Genomic DNA, 12,367 nt, shown 5'->3' with positions numbered 1-12,367 from the left:
AAGTGGAGAAGTAAAATGTCCGAAACATTCCGTCCTATTGGCCGACGCTCCTTTGTCGTCGGTGCTATGGCCGCCGCAGCGGCAACCACCCTTCCCGCCTTCGCCACCGACAAGCCAGCGGCCTCAGCTCAGGAAAAGTACGCCGACCCGAAAAATCCGGCGCTGCCCAAGTCGACGATGAAGCTCGATATCGCCCATGTGGCGCTGGTCGTCATCGACCCGCAAATTGACTTCATGAGTGATAAAGGCAAAGCCTGGGCGGTGGTAGGCGAAAGCGTGACCGAGCAAAACCTAGTGGCCAATCTGCTGCGCTTGTTCAAAGCAGCGAAAGCGGCGGATATCACCGTGGCCATCTCACCGCACTATTACTATCCCCATGATCACAAGTGGCAGATCCAGGGTCCCGCGGAGCAATTCCAACACGATATCAAGATATTTGTTCGCCCAAGTGCCTTGAGCCTGGAGGGGTTCCTCAATTCGGGGAGCGATTTCATGCCCGAGTTCAAACCCTACATCGAGGACAACAAAACCATCGTATGTTCGCCACATAAACTGTACGGCCCACAGGTCAACGACCTAACCCTGCAGCTGCGTAAACAGCACGTCGATCAGGTGATCCTGACGGGCATGCTCGCCAACCTGTACGTCGAGTCACACATGCGTGATCTGTTGGAGCAAGGCTTTGAAGTCGCCGTGGTGCGCGATGCCGTCGCGGGACCAAAACTGCCCGACGGGGATGGTTATCACGCGGCGTTGATCAATTACCGTTTCATGGCCAACGCCCTATGGACTACCGATGAAGCCGTAGCGCTGCTTGGGGGTAAAGCCTGATCGCAGCGCGTCAGGAGTTCAGGCCAAGACCGGTCACCGGACTCTCCAGAATCGCGCAGTGCAGGCTTTCGGCATGAGGCAGTTGCCGCAGCAACTGACTCGCGCGCTCAGATTGATCGAGTCGAAGCCCTCTTTGAACTGCAGGTAGACATCCGACAGCGTCTTGCAAGGCCTCGCCATCGCGGCCTTGCAAGGCACGTAACCGGGCCAGCGTGATAGCTGGCCGCAGCTCTCAGCCGAGGGAGGTCTGACGGCGGGCGCAATCTAGCGAACGCTTCAAAGTAAACTCAGCACGTTGCAGATCCGGTTTCGGTCGTGCTGCCTGGCATTGGCGATGGTACCTTGGCGCAGCGACATGCAACGATCCCCAAGGTAGCCATTGATCACGGCCAGAATTCCAGCCGCCAGCTCAAGCTTCTCCAGCAGGCGGCGGAAGTTCAGGATAGTGGTTGCCCCAGGCTCAGCTCGGCAAACTGGCGCAGGATGGTGGTCTCGTAAAACTTCTTCCTCCATCGGCGGATTGCTGTAACGGAACCAGTTTTGCAGCAGATGCACCCGCAGCATCGCCAGCAGCGGATATGACGGACGGTCACCTTTGCCCTTCGGGTAATGCGGCTCGATCAGGGCGATCAAGCCCTGCCACGGCACCACCTGCTCCATCTCGATCAGGAACAAGTCCTTGCGGGTCTGCTTGCGCTTGCCGGCGTGCTCGGCGTCGGCGAAGGTCATCTGCTTCAGCGGGAAACCCGGGCAACGGGATTGGCGTATTTCACCAGATTCAGGAAGTATTTTTAAGGGTTTCCCTAGCAGCTGATCGGGATCTAGCTCAAAGTTTATTGGTGCAAGCTCATGAAACTATAATTGAGCTAACAAAAGAAAATGAGAGGTTAAAAGCGCAGCTTCCGCCTTCAAAATATCGTGGACGCTCCCTTCACGCATGAGTATTTAGCAGACGGGTCATTACTAGACCGAGCCAAGCCTGCTGTCCCAAGTGGTTGCGGGACTGCTGTGATCCGGATCGGGAGAAGACCCTATGCGACCTGAGAAATTAGGTACTGGTTTTCAGTCTCGAAGAGGCCGGACACTATTTCGCCTTTATCCTTTCTAATGAGATGGTAGGCCTCCTCAAATTCGTGGAAACGTTGAGCTTGAGAGGGGCTGTTGGTGAACAGTCGTGACGTTGCGGCGTCCGAATCCACAAACTCTAGGAGAAACTCATCTGCGCTGGGGATGTGAACGACATACCCATGGAACACAGCTGATGCCGGCAAGCCGAGTTCCTCTTTAATCTCCCCGATCGTGCGTCGGGTAACAATGGTCTGTCCCGGAGCTGGTGGACAGGTAGTTAAGAGCTACTGATCGCTGATCGCCGTTCAAACTCCATCGGACTGAGATAGCCCAGCGTTAGCTAGTGCCCGAAAATTCATCACGCCGTAGCAGGCCGAACTCATCTCCTGGAGCCTCTGGCTGCTCATCAAACATGGTGTTAACCGAGTGCTCGCGGTGGAGGTGAACATCGTCCGCGATAACATCTTCGTTTCGTTGTCCGAAGGTAAGTTGTTATGGCACCTGTACCCTGACGCAAACAGCGCGGCTGCCTAACAGGGCTTCTCAATCCTGGTAGGAGAAGTCCATCCCTATCAGCCAATCGCTTTCCATTAGTGTTTGAAGCATCCTTTGAACCGACTCGCTGCATGGCTCTGTTGAGAGCCTCAGTAACCAAAGGCGCCCATCCTCCGTCTGAGGTGTCAGTGTCCACTTCGCCTCAGGCAGCCACTGACCTATGCGGCGTTCTATGTGCGACTTGGGCAGGGGGCGGGTAGCGATCAAGACGGGCACGTTCATATTGGTTCTCTCGGCATTACGGCTGCCCGAGGCCGCGCAAGAGTTTTGCGTGGCTTGGGCGATACGCTAGCGATAGGGTTAGTGCGACACAACGGTACGCGCCACGCTTGGCGTAGGGGAGCGTTCAGGCCGCTTCATGCCAGATCGTCCTGCGCAAAAACGGATGCCCGGGTCGGGCAAAGCAGGGTCCGCGGGGGTCTTTGTATTGCGGGGCGATGGGACGTGGCTCGTGGCTCATGGCGGGAACTCCGGTCGGCGATAGGACAAGTCGTTTTCGCCGTGGCGGGCTGGAAGGCTCATGGTTACCATCGGCGACAGTTGAATCATATTTCCGTGGCGCCCGGGGCTTTTGCCAGGACGTACCGAATCTTTTGCGAGTTGTCTCTTTTATGGATGTCCTTTCAGAGTTCTTCGACCGAACCAACCTACAGGGCCGGTTGTTCTTCGCAGGTCCGGTAGACGGGACGCTGGTGCTGGACAAGCCGCCAGGCATGGCGTTCATCCACGTCATTCAGCGGGGCGGCATCGATATAGTTCAGCCCGGGGTGCCGAAGATTTCGATCAACGAGCCGGCGGTGCTGTTCTGCCCGAGCAGTTGCCGTTACCAACTGCGATCCAGCTCGGAGCAGCCGGCGGAACTGATCTGCGCCTCGTTCCAGTTCGGCCGCAACTTCCCGGGGCCGTTGCACCTCGGACTGCAGGAAACGCTGGTGTTTCCGCTGGACACCCTGGAGCACCTGGCCCCTGCGATGGGGTCGCTGGTGTCCGAGTTCCTTGGGCAGGCCCCGGGTCGCTCGAAAGCCTTGAACCTGCTGTTCGAGTACGTATTCGTGCTGCTGGTTAGGCGCGCAGTGGAGGAAGGGAGGATTTCCAGCGGCTTGCTGTTCGCGCTGCAGGATGCACGCCTGGCTACGGTGCTCAGCCGAATCCACGGAGAGCCCGAGGCCCCTTGGAGTGTCGATCAGATGGCGCGCCTGGCGAACATGTCCAGATCCAGGTTCTCGGCCTATTTCGCCGAGATCATGGGCAACTCCCCGATGGGCTACATCACCCACTGGCGGATGAAGGTCGCCCAGGACTTGTTGCGTGATGGCGTGCAGATCAAAGTGATCGCTTCATCGGTCGGTTACAGCTCCCAGGCGTCGTTCTCCAGGGTGTTCGCCAATGTGGTGGGTTGTCCGCCCGCAGAGTGGATCAAGCGAGCTTCCCGCAACGACCCACCCGTCATCACGGCCAGGGTGTGCCGCTGAGGGCCTGCGGTACAGCAACGCAAGGCCCAGGGCGCTCAGCGCTAATTTCGCTTGTTCATCCACTTGAAGGACTCCGAATGTTTGCTCGATAGCGGGCACTGGACATCGAAACACATGCCGGGTGGCTTCGCGAGCGAAGTCAGTGCACTTAATTCCACCCGCAGCGCAAACACCGCATGCAGTCGCCTAGCTGAGGGCCGTACGCTCCTTGCCAGCTCGAAAGTTGCGTGAGCCGTTGAGCGGCGGCTTTTGGCCAAAGCGGCCTCTGGCTAGCGGCTGCTTTCGCCCCACTCATTGCCCTGGTGTGTAGGACATAAGGGCAGCTAAACGTGCCCTCGTCGGCTGGATCAGGCGAGTTCCTGGATCAACTCGGGGTGCTTGCCCAGGAGGCGGATCAGGACGGTGGCCTGGTCGTTGGGGGTGGAGCGATCCTGTTCCCAGTTCTTCAGGGTGGCCGGCTTGGCGTGCAGGGCATGTGCGAACACCGCCTGGGACATCTTGAGCTTCTTGCGGATAGCCTGGATTTCCTGGCCGGTGGCTGGCTCAAGAGGCTTGGCCTCGACCTTGTGGGTGCGCAGGGTCAGCTTGCCTTCGCGTTCGGCGGCCAGGTCGTCGAAGCCTTGCATGAGTTCGGCAAAAATGTCGCGCTTGGTCATGGGGTCGTTCTCGCTTTGACTTCTCTTTCCAGCGCCGCTTTCAGTGCCTTGCGCTGGTCGTTGCTCAGGTCGTCCAGTTCGTCCTTGTCGTAGACGGTGAAGAGCCAGAATTGCGTGCCGGTGTGCCAGTAGTAGTAGATGACCCGGATACCGCCACGCTTGCCCTTGTTGCGTTTGGGATCGCCGAGGCGGATTTTTCGTAGTCCCCCGGTATGGGCAATCACGACCCCGGCTTCGGGGTCATTCAAAAGCATCTGCTGGAACGCGCGGTATTCGTCAGTGCGGAGGATGTCAGCCAGTTCCTGCTGCACGCCGTGAAGGCTGAGGGCAAGGTGCGGGAGGTGTTCCGCACTCAGTTCCGCCAGCACGAGATGACCCTGCGCGCTCTCCGCGACATCCGGGTGGAGCGGATCATCAAGAACCACGCGCAGATGCTTGCCCTGGTCGACGCTCTGGCCCTGGTGGTGCCGATTGCCAAGGAGCAGATCCTGGCCACCCGCGAAACCCTGATCCAGATGGCCCTGGATCGTCAGTCCGCAATCGACGCCGAGGCTACCGCGAGCAGCCGAACATCAAGCGATACGCCGCGCCTTTTTACCCTCAGCTTTATCCGCCTTCTTGCCCTTGTGCTCGAACTCCCAGCCCTTGCAGGCCAAGGCCACATGCTTGGGAATCAGCGCCGTGCCGCTGCTGTAGGCGGTGATGGTGCGGCGGGTAAAGCCCAACTCGACGGCGGCAGTGGTCAACGACAGCTTGTTAGCGGCCATCCAGCGCTTGAACGCCTGAACGGGCATCACCTCACCGGCCTGCTCCAGCGCCAGCCGGTGCAGGGTGGTAGCCGCCAGTTCCAGGTCATCGCCCCAGGTCACATCGAAGCCCCACTCACCGACCTGGGCGGTGCTGAACAGCGCCAGATCTTCCAGTGGCTTGAGGACTGGGAAGCTGCGGATGTGCTCGCGCAGGTCAACGCGGTAGCGCTTACCGTTGGCGAACACCACCAGCAAGGCATGCTTGCCGGCAATGGGCTCCACGCTGTTGATCTTGGCTTTGCTGGTCATGGGTCAGTTCCTCCGGTTTTGCTCATCCCACACGCGCTGCAAATCAGCCGTGTGGTCAGCCGCCCACGCCAGGGCGGCCTTCAGGGCCTTGGGCTCGGCACCTTTGCCGAGAACCTTGAGCCCGTCGATCTCCACCAGCGACTCGCCGTCGGGCGTTTGCACATGGAAGTGCGGCGGCGCGTGGTCGTCCGGGTAGATTTTGATTTTCCAGTTACGGTCGCTGTGTACGGTGGCCATAGGCAGGATTGTAGGGAAAATTTTTCTCTATGGACAGTGTTCCTATCGAGGACTGCCATTCTCACAACGGGCGCCTAGGTCTGGGCTCGTTTCTACGGACCGCGCTGTCGTGCTGCGCATCGAGCCCCACGATGGAGCGCATGAGTCTCGCCCCTGCGGCCTTCCATTGCTCGAGTCTCCGCACCGTGCCGGCGCTGCGCGCTCCGCTTGCCCGGGCTGCCGCCCGCGTCGTCCATTTCCCCTGTCCTGCGCCACTGACGAACTTCAGCGCGCTTCCCGGCGCACCCTTTTCGCACGCCCTGGACGATGACCTGGCTCGGCCAGGCGACAAGGGCCGCTGCGCTGAACCCCTCACCCGGTCCATCCGCTGCGCGTGCGGCTGCGGCTTCAGGTTTCTCCCCTGCCTCCTGTCCTGATGAGCCAGGCCCTCCTGGGCTCACGGCGAAAAGGTCACTCAGCGAAGCAAGTTCCCATCAGCAGCAACCAGGAGAAACCTGAAATGAACAACAACACTCAGAAGCAACAGCAAAAGCCGGCTCAAGGAGCATCTAGCAAAGAAAGTCGGGCAAAACCGAAGGGCATCCCGAGTGGTGTGTGGAAGGAAATCCCGCTCAAGCAGTTGCGCCGGTGGGAAAAGAACGTCCGGACAGGTGAGGTAGGCGAGGATAGCGGGAACGCCCTGGAGGCGAGCATTCAGAGCCAAGGGCTTCTGCAGAATCTGGTGGTGATCGAGGCCGGTGACGATTTCTACGATGTCGCCGCCGGCGGGCGCCGCCTGTCGAAGCTGCAGGCGTTGGTCGAGAAGAAGCTATCCGCGAACACGTTGATTATGTGCCTGGTGGTACCGGAGGCAGTGGCCCTCACTGCGAGCCTGACCGAGAACGTCCAGCGCGAGAGCATGCACCCGGCTGATGAGTTCATGGCCTTCCAGGAACTGGCGAATGCCGGCATCCCGGTGGAGGACATCGCGGCAAGCTTCGGCGTGATCCCTTTGGTGGTGAAACGGCGCCTAAAGCTGGCCAGTGTTTCGCCGCGCCTGATCGCGACTTACCGGGAGGGCGGTGCTTCGCTTGAGCAGCTGATGGCGCTGTCTCTTACCGATGACCATGTAGCCCAGGAAGCCGCGTTCTATGACGTGCCGAGCTACAACCGCCATCCGCATGACCTGCGCCGAGCGTTGACCCGTGAGGACGTGCAGGTGCGCCATGATGCTGTGGCCCGTTTTGTCGGCCTGGATGAGTACGTGAGCGCCGGCGGGGATTTGCACCGTGATCTGTTCAGCAATGACGATGACGCCTATATCACCGATCTGGCCATGCTTGAGCGGCTGGCCTGCGAGAAGCTGGGGCCAAACGCCGAGGCGTTGCGCGCAGAGGGCTGGAAGTGGGTCGACATAGCGCCTCGTGGCGTGGATTTGTCCCTCTTCTCGCGTGTGCATTCGAAGCCGGTTGACCCGACTCCCGAGCATCTGACCGAGAAGGCCCGCCTGGAGGCGGACATTGTGAAGCTGGAGGCCGAAATGGAGGCCGCTGCCGAGGCTGAGGATTTCGACAAGGTGGACGAATGTGATGCCTTGATCGATGAGGCCCGCGAGGGGCTGGAAGCCTTGGAACGCAGTACTACCCGCGTTTATGCGGCAGATGATCTGGCCCGGGCTGGATGCGTCGTCTATATCCACCGCGCCGGCGAAGTGATGATCCATCGCGGGTTAGTGAAGCCACGGATGTGCAGCGACCTGGCCATCGATGCCCTGTCGATGGCGGTGGGACGGCGGAAACCCAAGCGGGAAGTGATGATCCACTCCGACCAGGGCCGCGAGTTCAGCAGCCCGGACTGGCAAAGCTTCCTCAAGGCCAACAACCTAATCAGCAGCATGAGTCGACGCGGCAACTGTCACGACAACGCGGTGGCGGAAAGCTTTTTTGCAGTTGCTCAAGCGGGAACGCATCCGACGGAAAACCTACGGCACCCGCGAAGAAGCTCGCAGTGACGTGTCTATCGTTCAAAATGCGGCCGAAGCTGGTCCAGTCATTGAGCACGGTGGTCCGGATTTGTAGACGTGCGTGTGCGTGCCGCGACTGCTAGGCCACCCGTTGTGGATTGACGAATCGTTGGTTTATTGCTGGTTGACCGCCGAATCGACGAGGCCCAATGCAATGAGTTTCCCTTGGGGGTAGCGGTAACTGCAGTTCACGATGAAGTCTCGGCAAGAATGCTGCCACCTACGATTCATCGGTCTCCCGTGCCTGGGGCGGCGAAGAGAATCCATACCCGGGCAGCCGGAGCAAATGCAGGGCCAGTCCGATGGCGAACGCAATCGCGTACAGGAGTAATCCGGTTCCTGTCAGCTGTTGGTCAGCTAGCAGGTAATTGGCACAGAGCCGGCTTTGCGCTTCCCGAAACAGCAAGCCTACGGTGGCTAGCGTCCAGACCAGATTGCCCCCGAAGAACAGCAGCACAGCCGCTGGCGCCCGCCGCAGCCCGTGCTGTAACGCAACGCCGGCCAGGATCAGCGATCCATACTTGAAAGCATTGACCCCGGCATCGAGTCTGGCCAGATCGAGCGCCAGCGGCACCATCCAGAACATGAGGCAAAGGGAGGTGCCAAGCAGCGGTGCCAGCCCCATGCGCATTACCGCTTCCACGAAGAGACCTTCATGGTGCCTGCGCGCCAACAGGACAGACGCCGAGAAACCGGACGCCACAAGGAGCGGAAACGCGATCAGCATCTGTAGCGCCATGCTGGCCTCCATCAACTCCCGTACAGGTGCCGCCAACAAGACGGCAGGTAGCAAGAGGAGAGAGCATGAAACCCACTCGGTGCGCCAATGTACCGGGTGCAGGGTCGTGACACTTTTAGCAGGTTTCATCGCCGGTGTAGCCGCGCTACTTCGAGGGCCCGGTCGAATGCGGTGAAGTCAAACAATCCAAGCACGGTGCCACCTCCGTCGATCAGGTGAATCTCGCCGTTGTGGACATATCCCCCGAGCCCATCGGGGATCACTACCACATCGAGCGAGCGCAAGAGAACCTTCAGGGCTTCAGGCGTTGCGGGGGCACTGATTCGCCAAATCGCGGGGTTGGCGCGCTGACGTACTCCATAGGCTGCCAGGCGTGGCGCCTCGTCGTAGACAGGGTCAATGGAAATGGACAGGAGTCTGACCCGATCCTCCAGCCCCAGTGCCAGAATGCGCTGCTGAAGGCGGTAGAACTCGCTGCCGAGCGCGGCGCATACCGTCTCACAGTGGGTATAGATGAAATCGACCAGGTACACCGAATCAGACCGGGGCGCCAGCCCCCAGGGCGAGAATCGGATCCCGAGCACATCACGCAATACCACGGGCGGGGCAACCAGTTTGCCTACTGCGACTTCGTCACTTCGACGGTCGTCCAGTGTCCACACCTCAAACCCACGGGTGAGGCAGGACAGCACCACTACGAAACCAACGCAAAGCACGACACAGGCAATCGCCGCCGCACGCAGGCTGGGCGGTCGGTGCGGAGTCCGAGAATCCATGATGTTCACTGCTTCAGCGCGCCCAGTTCCTTATCGCCTTCAAAGGGGCTCGTCTTGTCCTTGGTTGCGGCGCGGACCTGGCCGACCAGCTCTGGCGATACAGGCGGTGCTGTGTTGCCCCATTGACTACGCACATAGCTCAGCACGGCGGCAATCTCGGCGTCGCCGAGCTGGGTGGCAAATGGCGGCATGGCGCCGTTGAACGTGTTGCCCTTGACCGTCAACTGGCCGGTAATGCCGTGCAGAACGATTGCCACCACAGTTTCCGGCTTTCCCAGCACCCATTCCGAGCCTTCCAGCGGCGGGAATACTCCTGGCAAGCCCAGCCCCGTCGCTTGGTGACAGGCGGCGCAATTCGCCGAATACAGTGCCGCTCCGTCCGCCGCGCCGCCACTCGCGACCTTCTTGCCTTCCAGCGCGCTGACCGTACGGCCATCGCCAAGTTCGGAAGGGATGTTGATCGGGGCCTGTGCAATGTAATAAATACCCCACAGAACCAGCACAGCCACCAGCAGCAAGATACTTCGGGGAATCGGCGTATATGCCTCATGCGGATCTGCAAGCTCCCGCTGCTCCTGGGGAGAAGGCGGAATGGGGGACGGGCTGTCTGGCATGGCATCGGCTCCCGGAAGTCAACAGCGCATGCAGGCGCTATCTGCTTGCCTTGCCCGCGGCGTCACCGGGCTCAGCAAGGGCGGAGTAGGTGTGATCGAGCGCCTTCAAGTACGCGACCAGGTCGAGCGCTTCGGGAGTTGCCACCACTACCTTGCCAGCAGGCGCGGCGCCGGGCGGCAACGTTACGACCCGTTCGTCTGGGTCGGCGGTTTCCTTGACTTCGAACAGGTAGGGGTAGCTCGGCATGATGCTCTGCGGCACGTATGCTCGCGGCTGGTACAGGTGCCCAAGATGCCAGTCCGCACTGGGTTGGCGTGCGCCGATGTTGAAGAGGTCTGGCCCGGTGCGCATGGTGCCCAGCAGGTGCGGGCGATCATAGTAGTAGTCCGCTGCCACGGATGGTCTGCCCCATCCGCGCTTGTCATCGGGCGCGAAAGACGGGTCCCGCGGCTGTTGCGAATGACAGTAGAGGCAACCATTGCTGATATAGACCTGCCGGCCCCGGAGTTGGGCCGATGTATAAGGCTTCAGCTCAGGCAGGGGTTTCACTCCCCGCAGTTGCATGTATGGGAGCACCACCAGCGCACTGGCGGCCAGCGCCAGCATGACCATGGCGGCACTGATCAATAAGCCGACATTCCTCATGAGCTAGCTCCTGCCTTATCCAGATCGGCAAGCTGGAACAAGGCTGGCTTGTCCCGGTTGGGGCCCAGCCCCAGGATGACGCAGACGAAATTGGCGATGAAGAGCATGTGCCCCAGGACCATCAGTCCTCCGCCCAGTGAACGGGCCTGCAGGTAAGGCACCGTTAGCGTGACCGAATCCATGAATGGCTTTGATGCATCCAGCATGGCCAGGCCCTGCAGCGTCCCTGCAATGGTCAGGCCGACAACATAGATGGTAATTCCTATCGCAACACACCAGAAATGCGCAGTTATCAGGCCCGGGTATGGCCATTCCCGCTGCGTGATGCGCGGCACGATGAAATAGATCGAACCGAAGAAGACGAAACTCACAAAGGCGTAGAGCCCGAGGTGAGAGTGCGCCACCGTGTAATGCGTGAAATGGGTGATGACGTTGACACTGCGCAGGGCTTCAAAGGCCCCCTGGAGCGAACTCAGGGTGTACATCATGCCTCCCAAGGTCACGAAGCGCAGTGTTGGCGAATACAGCAGCGCCTTGAAGTGGCCGCGCATGGTCTGGTGCAGGTTCACCGAGAACGCAATGACGGGGATGATCATCATCATGCTTTGCACAATGGATAGCGTGACCAACCAGCCGGGGACCGGCCCGCCCACCAGATGGTGGCCACCCACCTGTCCGTAGAGGAATGCGAGCGTCCAGAAGCCGAGCAGCGACAGGCCGTATGACTGGATCGGCCGGCCTATGATCTTTGGTAGGAAATAGTAGGTGGATGCCAGGGCAAGCGGTGTATAGAACAAGCCGAGCACGCTGTGCCCGAACCACCAGTTCATGGTTGCCTGTTCGACGCCGAAATGCACAGAGGGAATCTTGGCGACAAGGTAGAGCACCGGGAACCAGAACAGTGCGCACCCCATGTACCAGACGGAAACGTACAGATGGCTGACGCGGCGTGTCAGTAGCGTCAGCACCAACGGAATGCCGATCAAAGCGCCGCCCACAACGAACACGATGCCGACCTGCCAGGGAATCTCCAACCATTCCAAACCGTCGGAGATGCCGACCGCGATACTTCCCAGGCCAGCAACCAAACCGGCGTTCCACATCATGGCACCCAGAATCGCGTAATTGCCGCCAACGAGGCGCGTCTTCAACACGCGCGGCAAGACAAAGAGGGCGATGCCAAGACCGGCCATTGGCGCCCAGCCATAGGCCACGGCATTCAGATGGATGGTGCGGATGCGCCCAAAAGTCAGCCAGGCCTGCGAAGCCAGAAGATCGGGCATGTGCAGCTTGAGTGACGCTGTCAACCCGGCCAGCGAAGCCACAAGCAACCACACCATGGCGCAGCACAGAAAGAGGAACACCAGTTGTGATGAGGACCGATCGGCTTCGGCTCGTTCGGTCAATTCCGAATCCAGTGCGGGAGATGGCTTGGGTAATTCAGTGGGGCTCGCAATTGTTTGCAATCCGGAACGCTGCTTGCCAGTGACCGAAGGTTCTTCGGTTCGGCCGATCTCTTCCGGCGCAAATATCACCTCAGCCGCCTTCTGAGAACCGTCCAGTAACCCGTAGCGAATGCTCACAATGAACACAAGCAGGCCGACCACCGAGAGAATGAAAGCCGACAGCAGTATGGCGACCGTGCTCATGGAACCCTCCCAGGCTGGGTTATCTTCAGACTGAACGAAACGATCTAGGGAAACTCTGAAAAAG

12 protein-coding genes and 2 pseudogenes are annotated in these 12,367 nt (G+C 59.9%); 4 read left to right on the top strand and 10 right to left on the bottom strand.

The genetic code is table 11. The annotated features are described in order from the left end of the window. Positions 1 to 177: 177 nt before the first annotated feature. Complete coding sequence (locus tag HX812_RS26890; protein ID WP_235165476.1) at positions 178 to 831, top strand: cysteine hydrolase; 654 nt, start codon at positions 178 to 180, stop codon at positions 829 to 831. Between the two features lie 276 nt (positions 832 to 1,107). Here the strand turns inward: HX812_RS26890 and HX812_RS26885 are convergent, their stop codons facing one another. Beyond that, positions 1,108 to 1,560, bottom strand: a complete 453-nt coding sequence (locus tag HX812_RS26885; protein ID WP_080642406.1) for a transposase — start codon at positions 1,558 to 1,560, stop codon at positions 1,108 to 1,110. A gap of 1,505 nt (positions 1,561 to 3,065) precedes the next feature. Between HX812_RS26885 and HX812_RS26880 the strand changes: the two genes are divergently transcribed. Then, positions 3,066 to 3,926 carry an AraC family transcriptional regulator gene (locus tag HX812_RS26880; RefSeq protein ID WP_038848118.1) on the top strand — a complete coding sequence of 287 codons (861 nt, stop codon included), beginning with the start codon at positions 3,066 to 3,068 and terminating at the stop codon, positions 3,924 to 3,926. Between the two features lie 347 nt (positions 3,927 to 4,273). On the opposite strand, the gene HX812_RS26875 is transcribed toward HX812_RS26880, so the two are convergent. The 4 genes from HX812_RS26875 to HX812_RS26860 all read right to left on the bottom strand — a co-directional run bounded on the left by HX812_RS26875 (position 4,274) and on the right by HX812_RS26860 (position 5,877). Next, the gene (locus HX812_RS26875; protein WP_038848121.1) at positions 4,274 to 4,582 is read right to left on the bottom strand and encodes a DNA-binding transcriptional regulator; all 309 of its coding nucleotides are present in this window, start codon (positions 4,580 to 4,582) and stop codon (positions 4,274 to 4,276) included. Then, the gene (locus HX812_RS26870; protein WP_038848132.1) at positions 4,579 to 4,893 is read right to left on the bottom strand and encodes a toxin; all 315 of its coding nucleotides are present in this window, start codon (positions 4,891 to 4,893) and stop codon (positions 4,579 to 4,581) included. Before HX812_RS26870 ends, HX812_RS26875 begins: the two co-directional genes overlap by 4 nt. 261 nt (positions 4,894 to 5,154) lie before the next feature. Then, positions 5,155 to 5,640 (bottom strand): DUF2442 domain-containing protein, encoded by a 486-nt coding sequence (locus HX812_RS26865; protein WP_050572459.1) that lies wholly within the window; start codon positions 5,638 to 5,640, stop codon positions 5,155 to 5,157. A gap of 3 nt (positions 5,641 to 5,643) precedes the next feature. Next, a complete protein-coding gene (locus HX812_RS26860; protein ID WP_038848123.1) occupies positions 5,644 to 5,877 on the bottom strand; it encodes a DUF4160 domain-containing protein in 234 nt (77 codons plus the stop codon). Positions 5,878 to 6,292: 415 nt separating this feature from the next. Between HX812_RS26860 and HX812_RS26855 the strand changes: the two are divergent. Together HX812_RS26855 and HX812_RS26850 are read left to right on the top strand one after the other, a co-directional pair. Then, positions 6,293 to 6,748 (top strand): annotated as a pseudogene (locus HX812_RS26855) (ParB/Srx family N-terminal domain-containing protein); the annotation flags it as partial. A gap of 846 nt (positions 6,749 to 7,594) precedes the next feature. Further along, positions 7,595 to 7,871, top strand: a pseudogene (locus tag HX812_RS26850) (DDE-type integrase/transposase/recombinase); the annotation flags it as partial. Positions 7,872 to 8,099: 228 nt separating this feature from the next. Here the strand turns inward: HX812_RS26850 and HX812_RS26845 are convergent. The 5 genes from HX812_RS26845 to HX812_RS26825 all read right to left on the bottom strand — a co-directional run bounded on the left by HX812_RS26845 (position 8,100) and on the right by HX812_RS26825 (position 12,303). Further along, positions 8,100 to 8,618 (bottom strand): hypothetical protein, encoded by a 519-nt coding sequence (locus HX812_RS26845; RefSeq protein ID WP_200864532.1) that lies wholly within the window; start codon positions 8,616 to 8,618, stop codon positions 8,100 to 8,102. A 125-nt stretch (positions 8,619 to 8,743) separates the two neighbouring features. Beyond that, positions 8,744 to 9,394: an SCO family protein gene (locus HX812_RS26840; RefSeq protein ID WP_050572463.1), complete on the bottom strand. Its 651-nt coding sequence runs from the start codon at positions 9,392 to 9,394 to the stop codon at positions 8,744 to 8,746. Positions 9,395 to 9,399: 5 nt separating this feature from the next. Next, complete coding sequence (locus HX812_RS26835; RefSeq protein WP_038848125.1) at positions 9,400 to 10,008, bottom strand: cytochrome c; 609 nt, start codon at positions 10,006 to 10,008, stop codon at positions 9,400 to 9,402. Between the two features lie 37 nt (positions 10,009 to 10,045). Further along, positions 10,046 to 10,654, bottom strand: coding sequence for a cbb3-type cytochrome c oxidase subunit II (locus HX812_RS26830; protein WP_038848127.1), 609 nt, complete (start codon positions 10,652 to 10,654; stop codon positions 10,046 to 10,048). Next, positions 10,651 to 12,303 (bottom strand): cbb3-type cytochrome c oxidase subunit I, encoded by a 1,653-nt coding sequence (locus HX812_RS26825; protein ID WP_038848128.1) that lies wholly within the window; start codon positions 12,301 to 12,303, stop codon positions 10,651 to 10,653. Before HX812_RS26825 ends, HX812_RS26830 begins: the two co-directional genes overlap by 4 nt. Positions 12,304 to 12,367: the final 64 nt, after the last annotated feature.

The sequence above is a fragment of the Pseudomonas sp. IPO3749 genome (genome assembly GCF_013386605.1).
In the GTDB taxonomy this organism is placed as follows: Bacteria; Pseudomonadota; Gammaproteobacteria; order Pseudomonadales; family Pseudomonadaceae; genus Aquipseudomonas; species Aquipseudomonas azotoformans_A.
The sequence above is the reverse complement of the archived record's forward strand: the minus strand, read 5'-3'. Positions and strand labels throughout refer to the sequence as shown.

Coding starts and splice junctions, on each gene's coding strand:
- HX812_RS26860 (WP_038848123.1), bottom strand. CDS start 5,877: ATGGCCACCGTACACAGCGACCGTAACTGGAAAATCAAAATCTACCCG.
- HX812_RS26840 (WP_050572463.1), bottom strand. CDS start 9,394: ATGGATTCTCGGACTCCGCACCGACCGCCCAGCCTGCGTGCGGCGGCG.
- HX812_RS26875 (WP_038848121.1), bottom strand. CDS start 4,582: ATGACCAAGCGCGACATTTTTGCCGAACTCATGCAAGGCTTCGACGAC.
- HX812_RS26830 (WP_038848127.1), bottom strand. CDS start 10,654: ATGAGGAATGTCGGCTTATTGATCAGTGCCGCCATGGTCATGCTGGCG.
- HX812_RS26825 (WP_038848128.1), bottom strand. CDS start 12,303: ATGAGCACGGTCGCCATACTGCTGTCGGCTTTCATTCTCTCGGTGGTC.
- HX812_RS26880 (WP_038848118.1), top strand. CDS start 3,066: ATGGATGTCCTTTCAGAGTTCTTCGACCGAACCAACCTACAGGGCCGG.
- HX812_RS26890 (WP_235165476.1), top strand. CDS start 178: ATGAAGCTCGATATCGCCCATGTGGCGCTGGTCGTCATCGACCCGCAA.
- HX812_RS26835 (WP_038848125.1), bottom strand. CDS start 10,008: ATGCCAGACAGCCCGTCCCCCATTCCGCCTTCTCCCCAGGAGCAGCGG.
- HX812_RS26865 (WP_050572459.1), bottom strand. CDS start 5,640: ATGACCAGCAAAGCCAAGATCAACAGCGTGGAGCCCATTGCCGGCAAG.
- HX812_RS26845 (WP_200864532.1), bottom strand. CDS start 8,618: ATGGCGCTACAGATGCTGATCGCGTTTCCGCTCCTTGTGGCGTCCGGT.
- HX812_RS26885 (WP_080642406.1), bottom strand. CDS start 1,560: ATGACCTTCGCCGACGCCGAGCACGCCGGCAAGCGCAAGCAGACCCGC.